This window comes from Acinetobacter sp. SwsAc2, assembly GCF_013391465.1.
In the GTDB taxonomy this organism is placed as follows: domain Bacteria; phylum Pseudomonadota; class Gammaproteobacteria; order Pseudomonadales; family Moraxellaceae; genus Acinetobacter; species Acinetobacter johnsonii.
In genome coordinates, this window is record NZ_JACBEZ010000022.1 from 31,882 (window position 1) to 47,431 (window position 15,550).

Sequence of the window (15,550 nt, forward strand, 5' to 3'; positions counted from 1 at the left end):
TTTAAAATTTATGCGGTAGCAATGCATTGGTTAGTGTGTATGTGATAGGCTGAACGGAGTTAGCTGAATAATGTATAAGTATCTAATAAAAAATACTTTAATCAGAAAAAACCTTTAGGATTAGGGACAAACAGTACATCTACTTATCCTTATCAATAAAACAGCTATGAAATATGTAAAAAACGCATTTTGTTGATAGTTTAAATCTCGTTATGCTGTCAGCCGTTATAATGAAACTACTAGCTGTACGCCATGTATTTATATACTGATTTCGATCAGCAACTGATCAATGAACGTGTTGCACAGTTCCGTGACCAAACGGAACGTTATTTAGCTGGAAAACTCACTGAAGATGAGTACCGCCCATTACGTCTTCAAAACGGTCTCTATGTACAACGCTATGCGCCAATGTTACGTATTGCTGTGCCTTATGGCTTAATGAACTCAACGCAATTGCGCAAAGTTGCAGAACTTGCAACTGAGTTTGACCGTGGTTATGCACACGTTTCAACCCGTCAGAATATTCAGTTTAACTGGCCTGCGCTAGAAAATGTTCCAGACATGCTTCAAGAGCTAGCTTCTGTACAAATGCATGCAATCCAAACTTCGGGTAACTGTATTCGTAACACGACTACAGACCAATATGCAGGTGTGGTTGCTGGTGAAGTGGCTGATCCACGTCCAACGTGTGAATTGATCCGTCAATGGTCAACCTTCCACCCAGAATTTGCTTTCTTGCCACGTAAGTTCAAGATTGCGGTATCAGCACTTGAAGAAACTGATCGTGCAGCGACCTCATTCCATGATATTGGGGTGTATATCGTTAAAAATGAAGCGGGTGAGATCGGCTATAAAATTAAAGTCGGTGGTGGCTTAGGTCGTACCCCTGTGATTGGTAGTTTCATTCGTGACTTCTTGCCACGTGAAGACCTGATTGCCTATTTAGAAGCCGTACTGCGTGTTTATAACTTGCACGGTCGCCGTGATAATAAATACAAAGCACGTATTAAGATTTTGGTGAAAGCGTTGACGCCTCAAGTCTTTGCTGAAAAAGTCGAAGCTGAGTTTGCGCATACCATTAAAACTTTAAAAATTCAGCCTGAAATTTTGCAGAAATTAGACGAAGAATTTATACCGTTTGATTATCAAGATTATGCAGACGAAGATTTTTCTGAACAGTTTGCTGCACATCCAAAATTCAAACAGTGGTTCAATATCAACACCAATGCTCACAAAGTGAAGGGCTACCGTATTGTAACGATTTCGTTGAAACGTACGGGTATTGCACCGGGTGACGTGACCACGGAAGAGATGAATTTGATTGCAGACCTTGCAGACAAATACACCTTTGGTGAACTGCGGACCACGCATGAGCAAAATATTTCTTTGGTGGATGTTCCGCAGAAAGATTTATTTGAATTGTGGACTATTCTTGAGAAAAACAATTTAGCTCGTGCGCACATTGGTTTCTTAACCGACATTATTTGCTGCCCAGGCGGTGACTTCTGTTCACTGGCAAATGCGAAATCAATTCCTATTTCAGAAGCGATTTCACGTCGTTTTGATGACTTAGATACCATTTATAACCTTGGCAAACTTGATCTGAATATTTCAGGTTGTATGAATGCCTGTGGTCACCACCATGTGGGGAATATCGGTATTTTAGGTGTGGACAAAAAAGGCGCTGAGTTCTACCAAATCACTTTGGGTGGTAATGCCGATCATGATGCTTCAATTGGTGACATTCTAGGCCCATCATTTGCAGCTGAAGTTGTGCCAGATATCGTTGAAGAGATTTTAAATACCTATCTTGACCTTCGTGCTGAGGGTGAAGAATTCATCGATACTTATCGCCGTGTGGGCATTCAACCCTTTAAGGAGCGTGCATATGCTTAATCTAGCACTACAAGTCCTCTCTAAAGATGGCTCGATTGCAGACAATACTTATCAAGTGATTGGTGAAGATGGTGTTTTACCGCAAGGTGATGTGGTTTTAACGGTTGAGCAGTTAGATCAATTGGCTGAAGTTTCAGGTAAAAAAGCACTCCTTGTTACAGTTGATGCCTCTCCTGAAACGCATGATTTCCCTTTAGATCAGCTAGATGCCATCTTTATTGATTTTGCGGGTTTTAACGATGGTCGTGGCTATTCATTTGCAGCGTTATTACGCCGTCAAGGTTTCCAAGGCGAACTACGCGCAACGGGTGATGTGTTTAAAGATGTCTTGAACTACATGAAACGTTCAGGCTTTGATACCTTTGTTATTAAAGAAGGTAAAGACATTCTTGAAGCTGCTGCGGGTTTAAATGATTTTCGAAATCCGTATCAAGCATCAACAGCCGTTGCACAAGCCAGTTATCAAACGGGCGCTTAAATTTTCAAGTGAATAAAAAGCTGGACTTCGGTTCAGCTTTTTTGTATTTATACGCAGCATTTTTGATGAATAAATTGAAGAAAAAGAAGCAGGTAAATTGGACATGATGGCACTTTTTGCAAAAATTAATCCCGGTGTCATTTGGCTACTTATTGCTATTGCTACAGATGTGCTTTCGACTTTTTATTCCGCAAAAGGTAATGGCTTGGTCAATAAATTGGATCAAGGCATTGCACTGGTGCTTTATATGATTTCTTTTGCGTGTGCAGCCTATGCTTTAAAATTTATGCAAGCGGGAATTTTATATGTGCTGTGGTCTGGCATTGGTGTCATTGCCACAGCACTTCTTGCTAAAGCATTTTTAGGACAGAGCATCGATTTGGCTGGATGGCTCGGTATAGGTTTTATTACCGTGGGGCTCACTATTATTGCGCAATTTTCAAATATTGATGTTTAAAAAGAAAAAAGCTTTTATCCTTCTTCTAATTGGCAATTCACCATCCATTTAATTCCAAACTGATCGGTAAATGCACCATAGAGTGCGCCCCAAAACGTTTTCTCTAGAGGCATTTCTATTTTTCCATTGACTGAAAGTGCATCAAATAAGCGTTTTGCATCGGCTTGTTCATGGGCATCTAAGTTAATGGAAATATAGTGGTTGTTGCCTACAGTAAAGACGGTATTGCTTTGAGCGCAAAACTGATCATTGGTATCCGAAGCCATCAGAATCGTGCTGGCATTGATGGGAAGCGAAACATGCATGATTTTTTGTTGGTCAGCTTCGGAAAGGGTGACTGAACTTTCATCTGAAGGTAAGTCTCCATAACGCATAAACGTTGCAAACTCTCCACCAAAGACAGATTTGTAAAAATTAAAAGCGGCTTCAGTTTGACCATCAAAGTTGAGGTAGTGATTCAGTTGCATTGTCTTATCCTTGTTGTTTTTTTCATCGTAATTTTAACAAGTCGTTGAGATCGACCCTAATACAATCTTGTAATAAAAAATCCCTCGCAGTCGAGGGATTTTCATAAATGTCGCTTTTATATCAGCTAATTATCCAATGTTTTATTGTATAAAATATGTCAATAAAAGAGGGGTACTTGCATCTTAAAGTAATTCAATCGCTACAGCAGTCGCTTCACCACCACCGATGCAGAGTGCTGCAATCCCTTTTTTACCACCTGTGCGTTTAAGCGCATGAATCAAAGTCAGGATAATACGTGAACCGGTTGAGCCGACAGGGTGACCCAGTGCGCAGGCTCCACCATTGATGTTCACTTTTGCAGGATCAAGTTTGAAGTCATCGATTGGACACATAGTTACCATCGCAAAAGCTTCATTGATTTCCCAAAGGTCTACGTCCTGTGCATTCCAACCTGTTTTCTTAAGTACTTTTTCAATTGCACCGACTGGTGCAATGGTGAACTCTGATGGATGCTGTGAGTTCGATGCATAAGCCACAATTTTGGCTAATGGTGCTAAACCTTTGTTCGATGCATTTTCTGCTGACGTTAAAACCAGTGCAGATGCGCCATCCGAGATTGAGCTTGCATTTGCCGCAGTGATGGTACCATCTTTAGCAAAAGCAGGGCGAAGGCTTGGAATTTTTGCAATGTTGGCATTGAACGGTTGTTCATCTTTATCAACGACAACATCACCTTTGCGAGATGAAACTGTCACAGGCACGATTTCATCGGCAAAGTAACCTTCGTTGACCGCTGTTTGTGCGCGCTCTAAAGAGCGAATCGCGAATGCATCCATTTGCTCACGCGTATAGCCTCGGGTGTTGGCCATATCTTGTGCAAAAGAACCCATCAATCGGCCTGTTTCAGCATCTTCTAAGCCATCAAGGAACATGTGGTCTTTAACATCGCCATGCCCCATACGGTAGCCTGCGCGTGCTTTGGTTAAAATATAAGGAGCATTGGTCATCGACTCCATGCCACCTGCAACCACGATATTTGCTGAACCTGCTTTGATCATATCCGCAGCTTGCATTACTGCTTTCATGCCAGAACCACATAATTTATTGATGGTCACGGCACCTGTTGAATCAGGTAAACCTGCTTGGCGCATAGCTTGACGTGCTGGACCTTGCTTTAATCCAGCAGGTAGAACACAGCCCATGATTACTTCTTCTACATCGTTTGCGTGTAGGCCAGCACGAGCAATCGCTTCTTTAATCGTCACAGCACCGAGTTCAGGAGCGGTTACACTGGCTAAACTACCTTGAAAACCGCCCATTGCCGTACGAGCACCATTCACAATTACGATGTCTGTCATTTTCTTCTCCGAATCACTTATACGTTTTGTTGGAAACTTAAGCAGTATATGCAAATTTGCTAGCGAGAAAAGCTGAAAACGTGATTATGGACTCATGGGTCTAGTTACAGGTATTGATGAGTTCAGTTCGGATCTGCCCCATTTTGCTCATGACCAGTTTAAAGTGATCCTGACTTTGTATAGAGCAGTAATAGAAGGTTCCATTTGAGCCAAGGGGGAGGCCATTTTCAGCTTTGAAGCTTAAAGATGGAAGACTGAGTGCGCCACGCCAATCAAGATTGCCATATTTGAGCTGCTGTTGTTCTGTCCGAATGATCGTTTCGCTGGTATCTACTTGTCGGTTTTTATTATTATCGATAAATACAATAAAGCCTGTGTTCCATTGGTGATTCTGACATTGAACGAGGTCTTGACTTGGACAAATGGTGATATTTTGACGTTGCAGGTTGGCCATATTTTTGGCTGCCTGAATACTATTTCGTAATGTATTCAGTGTTTTGCTTCGCTCTTGTGAGGCCATATACTGATGAAAGTGAGGAAGCGCGATTGTACAAATGATCAGAATAATGCTAATGGTGATCATGAGTTCAAATAATGTGAACCCTTTTTTATTTATAAAAAACATATGGTTATCCAGTTTTATTGTTGTGGGCTATTTTTAATTTATTAAAGCTTTGTTTATCAAACAAATTTTATACATAATTAGTAGTACTCAACTTGTTTAAAAAACTGTTAAAATGCAAGACAAGTGAAAATAAGCTATTCGCAAGTAAAAATTGAGTAAAAAATTACCGAATTACAACGGAATTTGTAAGTAATTTTGTCAATAATTTACTTGATTAAAGTTATCAAGCACTTGGAAAAAAAATAAAGTGTTTGTATGATTCATTGCGAATAGCTTAAAAATAAAACTGGGGTATAAAAAAGCCTATCTCAGAATGGTTAAATAATTTTAAGCTTAGCTTGAAAAACAATTGTTATCTCTGGAGGATAAATCCATGAAAATGAGTCGTATTGCATTAGCAATGCTCGTAGCTGCTCCTTTAGCTGCTGCAAACGCGGGCGTAACTGTTACTCCATTAATGCTTGGTTACACTTTCCAAGACAGTAAACACAATAATAGCTGGGATGATCATTTAACAGGTGGTCCTGAGCTACAAGACGATTTATTCGTTGGTGCAGCGCTTGGTGTTGAATTGACTCCTTGGTTAGGTTTCGAAGCTGAATACAACCAAGTTAAAGGTGATGTAGACGGTCTTGCTGCTGGCGCTGAATACAAGCAAACTCAAATCAACGGTAACTTCTATGCTACTTCTGATTTGATCACTAAAAACTACGACAGCAAAATCAAGCCATACGTACTTTTAGGTGCTGGTCACTACAAATATGACATTGATGGTATTGCTAAAGACGAAGAAGGTACTTTAGGTAATGCTGGTTTCGGTGCTTTCTGGCGCTTGAACGATGCTTTGTCTCTACGTACTGAAGCTCGTGCTACTTACAACATCGATGAAGATTTCTGGAACTATACAGCACTTGCTGGTCTTAACGTAGTTCTTGGTGGTCACTTGAAACCTGCTGCTCCAGTAGTAGAAGTTGCTCCAGTTGAGCCAGTTGCTCCAGTTCAACCACAAGAGTTAACTGAAGACCTTAACATGGAACTTCGTGTGTTCTTTGATACAAACAAATCAAACATCAAAGACCAATACAAGCCAGAAATCGCTAAAGTTGCTGAGAAGTTAGTTGAATATCCAAACGCTACTGCTCGCATCGAAGGTCACACAGACAACACTGGTCCACGTGCATTGAACGAACGTTTATCTTTAGCTCGTGCTAACTCTGTTAAATCGTCTCTAGTAAACGAATACAACGTTGACCCAGCTCGTTTGTCTACTCAAGGTTTCGCTTGGGACCAACCGATTGCTGACAACAACACTAAAGAAGGCCGTGCTATGAACCGTCGTGTATTCGCGACAATTTCTGGCAGCCGTACAGTTCAAGCTCAATAATCTGAGTTTTAACTAAAAAACGACTCTTCGGAGTCGTTTTTTTATGTCTAAAATAATGAAATTTATGTTAACTCGTGTTGATCAAAATAAACTTGAGCTCAATGCAAGAGCCTTTAAGGTTTACGGTGGTCATGGTTAGTTACGTATAGGATATTAAATACAGTTAGAAGTATTTAATTTTAGAGGATGAATATAAGAAGAATGAAAAGTGGATTTTCGTCACTCATGCTTCACGACATCGATAATAATTTTGCCTTTAGAATGAATGGATATTTCTAATTATTTATTTTTATAAAGATTTGTTTGCCAGCGAGATAATATTTCTGGCTTGATATTTAGGGGCTAGGAATTAGATAGAGATCAGTACTCAATGAACCGTAACATTTAGTTATGGCGGTGCGAATTGAGAGGCTAAATTTTTACTACCTAAATATGTAAATTGTTCATCGCGCAAGTGAACTGATATTGATGGAAGAATATTAACTAATTTTAGGCTAGATCCGAATCCTAGATATCGACTCTATGTAACTTCAAGAGTTGAACCATGCTATTGATGGATGTGTGCATGATTGAAAAGTTACGGTTTAAGTAAATGAATGATGACAATAAAAAACAGCCCGAAGGCTGTCTTTTGTGATGAAAGGATTTTATTCGCGATCAGGATTCATTGGACTGACATCCATTTCTTGGTAAGAAACCAGTTTGGTTTTGTATTTCCATTTATAGCCTAGCCAAATCGCCAAGAATAAGAAAATACCAATATAGGTCGATAAAACCGAGAGCCATTCGCCATCAAGTACCGCTTGGTAGTTTTGACCTAAAACAACAATCGCACACAGAATAAAGGCAAACCACGGTGCAAAGGGGAAGAATTTCGCACGATAAGCTAAGTCTTCAACCTTATGACCTTGGGCAACATAGCCTTTACGGAAACGATAGTGTGAAACAGCAATCCCTAACCAAACAATAAAGCCACACATACCCGACATATTGAGCAGCCAATTAAAGACCTGTTCTTCGCCAATGAAGGTGGTTAAGAAGCAAAGTGCAGCAATTGCAGTTGTCGCATAAAGCGCATTCATGGGTACGCCGCGTGGGTCTAATTTGGCAAACACTTTAGGTGCACTGCCATTTTGGGCCATATTGAACAGCATACGCGTAGATGAATACATCCCTGAATTACCTGCCGATAGAATCGCGGTTAAAATCACGGCATTCATAACGCTGGCAGCAAAGGCAAAACCAGCTTTTTCATACAGGAGGGTAAATGGAGAGAGTGCAATATTCTCTGATGAAGCCGCTTGTAACAAAAGTGGATCATCATATGAAATGAGTGTGCCGATAATGAAAATACACACCACATAAAACAGTAGAATACGCCAAAAAATCTGTTTGATGGCAATCGGAATCGTCTTTTGTGGATCTTTCGATTCACCTGCAGCAACACCGACCATTTCGGTACCTTGGAACGAGAACCCTGCAATCATCGCCACACCAATCAGTGCAGATAAGCCACCAACGAAGGGCGCTTCACCTTTGCTCCAGTTGGCAAAAGTTGCGACACCAGGCGTCATCATGATTTTACCAATCATGAAAATACCAATGATGATAAATACAATGATGGCAAGGACTTTAACCAAGGAGAAGAAGAATTCACTTTCACCAAAGCCTTTGACTGTCAGTGCATTGATCCCAAAGACAACAGCTAAGAAGAGAGCACTCCAGTAGAAACCGGGCAGGTCGGGAAACCAGAATTTCATGATGAATTGGACTGCAACCAATTCAAATGCAACCGTAATGGCCCAGTTATACCAATAGTTCCAGCCAAGGGCGAAACCAAAACCGCCTTCAACATACTTGGTGCCATAGGTGAAAAATGCACCCGATGTTGGGTTGTGTGTTGCCAACTCACCCAGACTGGTCATGAGAAAGTAAATCATCACACCAATTAGGCAGTAAGCTAATAACGCCCCGCCAGGACCAGCATTTGCAATGGTCGCACCTGAGGCAAGGAATAAACCTGTACCAATTGAACCACCAATCGCGATCATATTCAGATGGCGAGCTCCAAGCTTCCGCTTGAGTTGAGCTGGTTGAGTCGTTTCGCTCATCATTGTTCCTTAAGATTTCTTTTGTGTGCTAGCAAACAGCACTTTAAAGCCTTGTTGATCGGCTTTGGTTGTACATTGGCCAAAACTTTGCTCAATGAGTAATGGATAATTCAGAAAGCGGTTGGCAACAATCCACAACTCGCCATCCGATTTAAGATGGCGACGGGATGTTTTGCATAAATTTTCGCTGGCATTGTAATCTGTATGAATGCCTTGATGGAATGGGGGATTGCTGACGATTGCGTGTAAAAACAGAGGGGCATCCTCAATTCCGTGTACCGCTTTAATCTCAAGTTGTTCTGGTAAAAGGTTATTTTTCTCAAAAGTCATTTTTGTTGAAGCTAATGCAAAGGCATCGACATCGAGTGCAAAAATGCGATTTTTCGGATTTAACTTGGCCAAATAAGCACTGATCACGCCTGCACCACAGCCAAAGTCTGCAATTTTTCCAGAAGTGACCTGTGAAAGGTGAGGCAATAACACGGCTGTACCCACGTCCAGACGATTTTGACTAAACACACCCGGTAATGCGCAAATCTGTAATTCACCTTTCGGGGTGGGCACGGTATAGAGTTGTGCCCAATCGGCCAAAGGTTTTGCGGTTACGGTTTTTTCGGTGACTAACTGCCACATTTGACAATGTCGAGCGCTGTCTAATTTGAGGGTTTTACCAAAAGGTTGCAGCTGTTTAGACGCGCGTTCTACACCGCCTTTCTTTTCACCGACTAAAAAGATCGATGCGCCTACGGCCAAACGACTCACCAGTTGGTGTAGCACATAATTGAGTAGTTCTTTTGACTTTGGAACAAACACGATGGCTTGATCAAAAGCGACATCAGGTAAATCTGTATCAAAATGCACATCACTTTGTTGGTTTTGGAAATATTGTAATTCGTTAAAATTCCATGTCCAAAAATGTGGTTCTACAGTACCAATTAGCTGTGTGTTTAATTCGTCACACGGTGCATTGACCAGTAAAACTGAACCAGAGAGAAATTCTTGCTGGCGAAGAACAACTTCACTTCTTGGATCCATTTTATATACTCCATTGTAAAAACGATGCCCAGACAGTGCTGGGCAAAGTGCATACTGAAATGAACAATTATTTCTTCGTTTCAGGAAGAATAATATTTAATAACAAGGCTGCAATACCACCTGTCGCAACACCCGAGCTAAAGATGTTACGGAATAATTCAGGTAAATGTTCCAAAATTTGTGGAACTTGTGCAACACCCAAGCCAAGCGCCAATGAAATGGCAATAATCAGTAGTGCGCGGCGGTCAAGATGAATACCTGACAGAATGTTAATTCCAGAAGCTGCTACAGCTCCGAACATCACCATCACAGCACCACCTAAAACAGCTTGAGGGACTGCCTGAATCACCCCTGCAACAGCAGGGAGTAAACCCAGAATCACTAATAATGCGGCAATCCAGATGCCGACATAACGGCTCGCAACGCCAGTGAGTTGAATTACGCCATTGTTTTGTGCAAAGACCGAGCTAGGGAAGGTGTTGAAAATGCCCGCAAGGAAAGAGTTTGCACCATTCACCAAGACACCGCCTTTAATACGCTCCATCCATGTTGCACCATCCACGGGCTGGTTGGAAAGTTTTGAAGTCGCAGTAATATCACCAATCGCCTCTAAAGACGTCACAAGGTAAATAAAGGCCATTGGAATAAACAAACTCCAAGAGAAGTCTAAACCAAAGTGCATTGGGGTTGGAATTTGAACCAGAGGTGCATCCTGAAGACCGGAAAAGTCGAGATGCCCCATAAACCCTGCCAATACATAACCGACAATCAGTGCGATTAAAATAGCCGAGCTTTTCACCCAAGTAATACGAATACGGTTCAATATAATGATCAGTGCCAATACTGTACACGACATGATTAAGTTGTCTGTATTGGCAAAGGTATTGTTTGACATGGCTTGATAGCCACCACCCATGCTGATCAGACCTTCTTTAATGAGGGTCAAACCAATCAATAACACCACAATGCCTGTGACCAATGGGGTAATGAGCATTTTCACCCAAGGCAGAATACGTGACACGCCCATTTCAATAAATGAACCTGCGATTACCACACCAAAAATTGCAGCCATGACGGATTCTACAGGAGTACCAGCAGCAACCATGGCAGAGCCAATTCCAATAATCGGTCCGATAAAGTTAAAACTGGTGCCCTGAACAATCAATAAGCCTGCACCAAAAGGTCCAACTTTTTTACATTGTAAGAAGGTTGCAATCCCTGAGATGACCAAAGACATGGATAAAATCATGTTAGTGTCTTCTTTCGACACACCAAGCGCTAGGCAGATGAGTAAGCCTGGAGTAACAATTGGGACAATAATTGCAAGGAGATGTTGAAAGGCAGCAAGAAAAGCAATGATTGGGCGAGGGCGGTCGTTTAAACCATAGACCAAATCGAGTTGATCTGTTTGATTGGGAGAGAGATTTTGATCAGACATATGTCAAAGGGTGTTAGCAAGGTGGCGCTATTCTAATCGCTTTACACAGCTTTACAAAATTAATTACACACCACTTATCAAAAAAAATGAGTCTGTCAATAAACTGTCACTACTAAATTCTATTATTTTTCTGTATAATTTGCCCTCAAACTTTAGGCGTATCGAATTTACATGTCAGATATCAAAACTCTCCGCAACATTGCCATCATTGCGCACGTTGACCACGGTAAAACCACTCTAGTAGACAAACTTTTACAGCAATCAGGTGCACTTGGCGATCGTGCAGGCGAGATTGAGCGTGTCATGGATTCAGGCGCGATTGAAAGTGAACGTGGTATTACCATTCTTGCAAAAAACACTGCAATCAAATGGTTAGATGCACGTACCAATACAGAATACCGTATTAACATCGTCGACACCCCAGGACACGCAGACTTCGGTGGTGAAGTTGAACGTGTAATGTCGATGGTTGACTGTGTACTTCTTCTTGTCGACTCTCAAGAAGGCCCAATGCCACAAACTCGTTTCGTAACGCAAAAAGCGTTCGCACGTGGTTTGAAGCCAATCGTAATTATCAACAAAGTCGACAAGCCAAGCGCGCGTCCAGATTGGGTTATTGATCAAGTATTTGATTTGTTTGATAACCTTGGTGGTTCTGACGAACAGTTAGACTTCCCAGTTGTTTACGCTTCAGGTCTTCGTGGTGTTGCTGGTCCATCTCCAGAAGAATTAGCGGAAGATATGACGCCGTTGTTCCAAACAATTGTAGACATTGTTGAACCACCAGCAGTCGATGTTGATGGTCCATTCCAAATGCAGATTTCATCACTTGACTATAACAGCTTCGTTGGTGTTATCGGTGTTGGTCGTATTCAACGTGGTTCTGTAAAATTAAACACACCAGTAACTGTGATTGATAAAGACGGTAAGACACGTAACGGTCGTATCTTAAAAATCATGGGTTACCATGGTTTAGAGCGTGTTGATGTTGAATCTGCTCAAGCAGGCGATATCGTGTGTATCACAGGTATTGATGAACTTCATATTTCTGACACCATTTGTGATCCGAAAAATGTTGAAGCTTTACCAGCATTGTCTGTAGATGAACCTACAGTAACCATGACTTTCCAAGTAAACAACTCTCCGTTTGCGGGTAAAGAAGGTAAATTTGTTACTTCACGTAATATCCGTGAACGTCTTGACCGCGAATTAATTCACAACGTTGCGCTTCGTGTTGAAGATACTGATAGTCCTGATAGCTTTAAAGTATCAGGTCGTGGTGAACTTCACCTTTCAGTTCTTATTGAAAACATGCGTCGTGAAGGCTTCGAGATGGGCGTATCACGTCCACAAGTAATCTTGAAAGAAGTTGATGGCGAAAAGCAAGAGCCATACGAAAACGTAACATTTGACGTTGAAGAACAGCACCAAGGTTCTGTAATGGAACAAATGGGTCACCGTAAAGGCGAAATGACGAATATGGAAGTTGACGGTAAAGGCCGTATCCGTATTGAAGCAACTGTTCCTTCACGTGGCTTAATTGGTTTCCGTTCAGAATTCTTGACCATGACTTCTGGTACAGGAATCATGACTTCAAGCTTCTCACACTACGGTCCAATGAAACAAGGTACTGTTGCGAAACGTCAAAACGGTGTGTTGATTTCTATGGTTCAAGGTACTTGCCTTGGCTATGCATTGTTCACATTGCAAGACCGTGGTCGTCTATTTGCTAAACCTCAGTTAGAAGTTTACGAAGGTATGATCATTGGTATTAACTCTCGTTCAGATGACATGACAGTTAACCCAACTAAAGCAAAACAGTTAACAAACGTACGTGCTTCTGGTACTGATGATGCGTTGACTCTTGTTCCTGCTGTTGAATATACGCTTGAACAAGCGCTTGAATTCATTGAAGATGATGAATTAGTTGAAGTAACACCTAAGTCAATCCGTATCCGTAAGCGCTACTTGACTGAAAACGAACGTAAACGTAATCGTTCTGGTAAATAAGTTTTAAAAATGATGTTGCCCCATGCGGGGCCGCAACATTTAAAAATGCCATCAATTTATTGATGGCATTTTTTTGTTTAAAATTAGCAAACCAATATATAAAAGCAGATGATTTCCGAGTAAATTACGTGGAAATGAAGCTATAAAATTAATGTATACTTCGTCACATAAATTAAAGTCAAAAAATAACTGGAGATTTAGATGAGTATTGTTCAAGAATTCCGCGAATTTGCGGTAAAAGGCAACATGATTGATTTGGCTGTCGGTGTAATCATCGGTGGTGCATTTGGTAAAATTGTCGATTCATTGGTGAAAGACATCATCATGCCATTGATCACGGTTGTGACTGGTGGTGGTGTAGATTTCACACAGAAATTCTTTGTTTTGGGGGACAACCCAAATAATTTACAGTCTTTAGATGAGTTGACCAAAGCTGGGGTGAACGTCCTGACTTATGGTAACTTCCTTACGATTTTAATTAACTTCATCATTTTGGCATGGGTGGTGTTCTTAATGGTGAAAATGATTAATCGTATGCGCCGTAAACAAGAAGAAGCAGCGCCAGAACCAGCAGCAACGCCAGAAGATATCGAGTTACTACGTGAAATTCGTGATGAATTGAAAAAACGTCAGTAATCGAACGGTTAAAATAAAACGGCACATTAAGTGCCGTTTTTTATGTCTGTATCTTATCCAAAGACTGGTTTTTATACAGTTTTGGTTTTATGATGCGCGCTGATTGAATAGCTGTGGTGATGCCAAATGAACCAATTATTTGTCTATGGGACGCTCCGTCCAAATCATGAAAATGCCCATCTTTTAGAGCGCATAGGTGGAACATGGCAAAAAGGCTATGTGCATGGCGTGGTGCATATTTTGGATTGGGGACCCGACAAAGGCTTATTCGCCATCGTCTTAGACCCACAAGCAGCAGCGGTTGAAGGATATTTTTTTAGCAGTGAAAAATTGGCCGAACATTGGGATGCATTGGATGAATTTGAAGGGATACAGTATCGACGGGTGAGAGTACAAGGGACGCTGGAATCTGGCGAACGCGTTGATGCTTGGACATATGAGATGAAAGAGGCTCAGATACAGTGTTCGTGATGTGCTTATACTCAAACACATCACACACTGGGTAACTATTTAAAAATCCATACGGAATTTAATTTCTAGTAAATGAAAACCAAATTGGCTCTTGATGGGGCCATGTAGTACTTTTTCAGCAGCACTAAAGACCAATTTATCAATCACAGGCACCAATTGGCCTTTTTTGACTTCACCTAGTTCACCACCGCGTTTAGCTGAATTACAGGTGGAGTATTGCTTAGCAATTTTGGCGAAATCGGCGCCATCGTGGATTTTCTTTTTCAGTTGTTCAGCGAGGTCTTTGTCTTTGACCAAAATATGACGAACAATGGCAGTTTTCATTTGGTTTTTCCTCGAGCTGTGGCTTTGGGCTTAGGTTGCACTTTTTTCAGCGGTTGGCATTCGGGACAAAACACAGAAGCACGCTGTCCCAGTTTGATGTTTTCAAGCGTAGTCTCGCAGTTCACACACATTTCACCTGCTCGACCATAAGCCAATAAAGTTTGTTGAAAGTAACCATTTTCACCCATTGCGTTGGAATAGTCCCGCAGGGTAGACCCACCTAAATCGATGGCCTGCTGCAAAATACGTTTAATCTCGACCACCAATTTTTCAATTTGGCTGGGTGTTAAACTAGACGCCACTTGCGCAGGGTGTATGCTCAAATTAAACAAACTCTCTGTGGCATAGATATTTCCGACACCAACCACCACATGGTTATCCATGATTGCAACTTTTATGCCGACCTGTTTGCTTTTTAACTTTTGGCTTAAATATTCAGCGTTAAAATCAGCACTCAGTGGTTCAGGCCCAAGGGTATCGATTAACTTGGTTTGCGAATATTCATCCAACCATAAAATACAGCCGAAGCGGCGCGGATCATGGTAGCGTAGCTCGACATCTTCAAAACGAATAATCAAATGATCGTGTTTACGCAGGGTTTCACCCACCTCACAAATACGGAAACTACCAGACATACCCAAATGCCAAAGCATCGTGTCTTGTTCAAAAATGGCCAAAATGTATTTAGAACGGCGTTTGAGTTGAATTAAACGCTGACCCACCAGTTTGCTGAGATCGGCGGGAATCGGCCAGCGCAGGCTCGACTGGCGAACTTCAACACTGAGCACTTGTTGATCTAATAACGGAGCTAAACTGGCTTTGGTGGTTTCAACTTCGGGTAATTCTGGCATGGCAACAT

General features: G+C 41.4%; 15 protein-coding genes. 7 read left to right on the forward strand and 8 right to left on the reverse strand.

Features of this window, described 5'->3' with window-relative positions:
* The first annotated feature begins 252 nt into the window (after window positions 1-252).
* From HYI04_RS10850 to HYI04_RS10860, 3 genes are all read left to right on the forward strand, one after another.
* Window positions 253-1,896, forward strand: coding sequence for a nitrite/sulfite reductase (locus HYI04_RS10850; RefSeq protein WP_004695142.1), 1,644 nt, complete (start codon window positions 253-255; stop codon window positions 1,894-1,896).
* Window positions 1,889-2,374 (forward strand): DUF934 domain-containing protein, encoded by a 486-nt coding sequence (locus HYI04_RS10855; protein ID WP_010327443.1) that lies wholly within the window; start codon window positions 1,889-1,891, stop codon window positions 2,372-2,374. The genes HYI04_RS10850 and HYI04_RS10855 overlap by 8 nt, the downstream gene beginning before the upstream one ends.
* A gap of 103 nt (window positions 2,375-2,477) precedes the next feature.
* Complete coding sequence (locus tag HYI04_RS10860; protein WP_010327442.1) at window positions 2,478-2,831, forward strand: multidrug efflux SMR transporter; 354 nt, start codon at window positions 2,478-2,480, stop codon at window positions 2,829-2,831.
* 14 nt (window positions 2,832-2,845) lie between these two features.
* On the opposite strand, the gene HYI04_RS10865 is transcribed toward HYI04_RS10860, so the two are convergent.
* The 3 genes from HYI04_RS10865 to HYI04_RS10875 form a co-directional block, all read right to left on the reverse strand.
* Window positions 2,846-3,298 carry a VOC family protein gene (locus tag HYI04_RS10865; protein WP_178896152.1) on the reverse strand — a complete coding sequence of 151 codons (453 nt, stop codon included), beginning with the start codon at window positions 3,296-3,298 and terminating at the stop codon, window positions 2,846-2,848.
* A gap of 183 nt (window positions 3,299-3,481) precedes the next feature.
* Window positions 3,482-4,657, reverse strand: a complete 1,176-nt coding sequence (locus tag HYI04_RS10870) for an acetyl-CoA C-acyltransferase (RefSeq protein ID WP_004983123.1) — start codon at window positions 4,655-4,657, stop codon at window positions 3,482-3,484.
* 100 nt (window positions 4,658-4,757) lie between these two features.
* A complete protein-coding gene (locus HYI04_RS10875) occupies window positions 4,758-5,282 on the reverse strand; it encodes a GspH/FimT family protein (protein WP_178896153.1) in 525 nt (174 codons plus the stop codon).
* 373 nt (window positions 5,283-5,655) lie between these two features.
* On the opposite strand from HYI04_RS10875, the gene omp38 reads away from it, so the two are divergent.
* Window positions 5,656-6,666, forward strand: a complete 1,011-nt coding sequence (gene omp38, locus HYI04_RS10880) for an outer membrane protein Omp38 (protein ID WP_178896154.1) — start codon at window positions 5,656-5,658, stop codon at window positions 6,664-6,666.
* A gap of 647 nt (window positions 6,667-7,313) precedes the next feature.
* On the opposite strand, the gene HYI04_RS10885 is transcribed toward omp38, so the two are convergent.
* The 3 genes from HYI04_RS10885 to HYI04_RS10895 all read right to left on the reverse strand — a co-directional run bounded on the left by HYI04_RS10885 (window position 7,314) and on the right by HYI04_RS10895 (window position 11,250).
* Window positions 7,314-8,777, reverse strand: coding sequence for an amino acid permease (locus tag HYI04_RS10885; RefSeq protein WP_176538222.1), 1,464 nt, complete (start codon window positions 8,775-8,777; stop codon window positions 7,314-7,316).
* Between the two features lie 9 nt (window positions 8,778-8,786).
* Entirely contained in the window at window positions 8,787-9,812 is a 1,026-nt protein-coding gene (locus HYI04_RS10890) for a class I SAM-dependent methyltransferase (protein WP_178896155.1), read from the reverse strand.
* A gap of 67 nt (window positions 9,813-9,879) precedes the next feature.
* Window positions 9,880-11,250 (reverse strand): uracil-xanthine permease family protein, encoded by a 1,371-nt coding sequence (locus tag HYI04_RS10895; RefSeq protein WP_178896156.1) that lies wholly within the window; start codon window positions 11,248-11,250, stop codon window positions 9,880-9,882.
* A gap of 171 nt (window positions 11,251-11,421) precedes the next feature.
* Here HYI04_RS10895 and typA point away from each other — a divergent pair, with 171 nt between their 5' ends.
* The 3 genes from typA to HYI04_RS10910 all read left to right on the forward strand — a co-directional run bounded on the left by typA (window position 11,422) and on the right by HYI04_RS10910 (window position 14,367).
* Complete coding sequence (gene typA, locus HYI04_RS10900) at window positions 11,422-13,260, forward strand: translational GTPase TypA (RefSeq protein ID WP_010327435.1); 1,839 nt, start codon at window positions 11,422-11,424, stop codon at window positions 13,258-13,260.
* 201 nt (window positions 13,261-13,461) lie between these two features.
* Window positions 13,462-13,896, forward strand: coding sequence for a large conductance mechanosensitive channel protein MscL (gene mscL / locus HYI04_RS10905; protein WP_004695171.1), 435 nt, complete (start codon window positions 13,462-13,464; stop codon window positions 13,894-13,896).
* A 126-nt stretch (window positions 13,897-14,022) separates the two neighbouring features.
* On the forward strand, window positions 14,023-14,367 hold the full coding sequence (locus HYI04_RS10910; protein WP_010327434.1) for a gamma-glutamylcyclotransferase family protein: 345 nt from the start codon (window positions 14,023-14,025) through the stop codon (window positions 14,365-14,367).
* Window positions 14,368-14,406: 39 nt separating this feature from the next.
* Here HYI04_RS10910 and HYI04_RS10915 read toward each other — a convergent pair whose 3' ends face one another.
* Both HYI04_RS10915 and mutM read right to left on the reverse strand, forming a co-directional pair.
* Window positions 14,407-14,691, reverse strand: a complete 285-nt coding sequence (locus HYI04_RS10915) for a peptidylprolyl isomerase (protein WP_004695176.1) — start codon at window positions 14,689-14,691, stop codon at window positions 14,407-14,409.
* Window positions 14,688-15,542 carry a bifunctional DNA-formamidopyrimidine glycosylase/DNA-(apurinic or apyrimidinic site) lyase gene (mutM, locus tag HYI04_RS10920; RefSeq protein ID WP_010327433.1) on the reverse strand — a complete coding sequence of 285 codons (855 nt, stop codon included), beginning with the start codon at window positions 15,540-15,542 and terminating at the stop codon, window positions 14,688-14,690. The genes HYI04_RS10915 and mutM overlap by 4 nt, the downstream gene beginning before the upstream one ends.
* Between the last annotated feature and the right edge of the window lie 8 nt (window positions 15,543-15,550).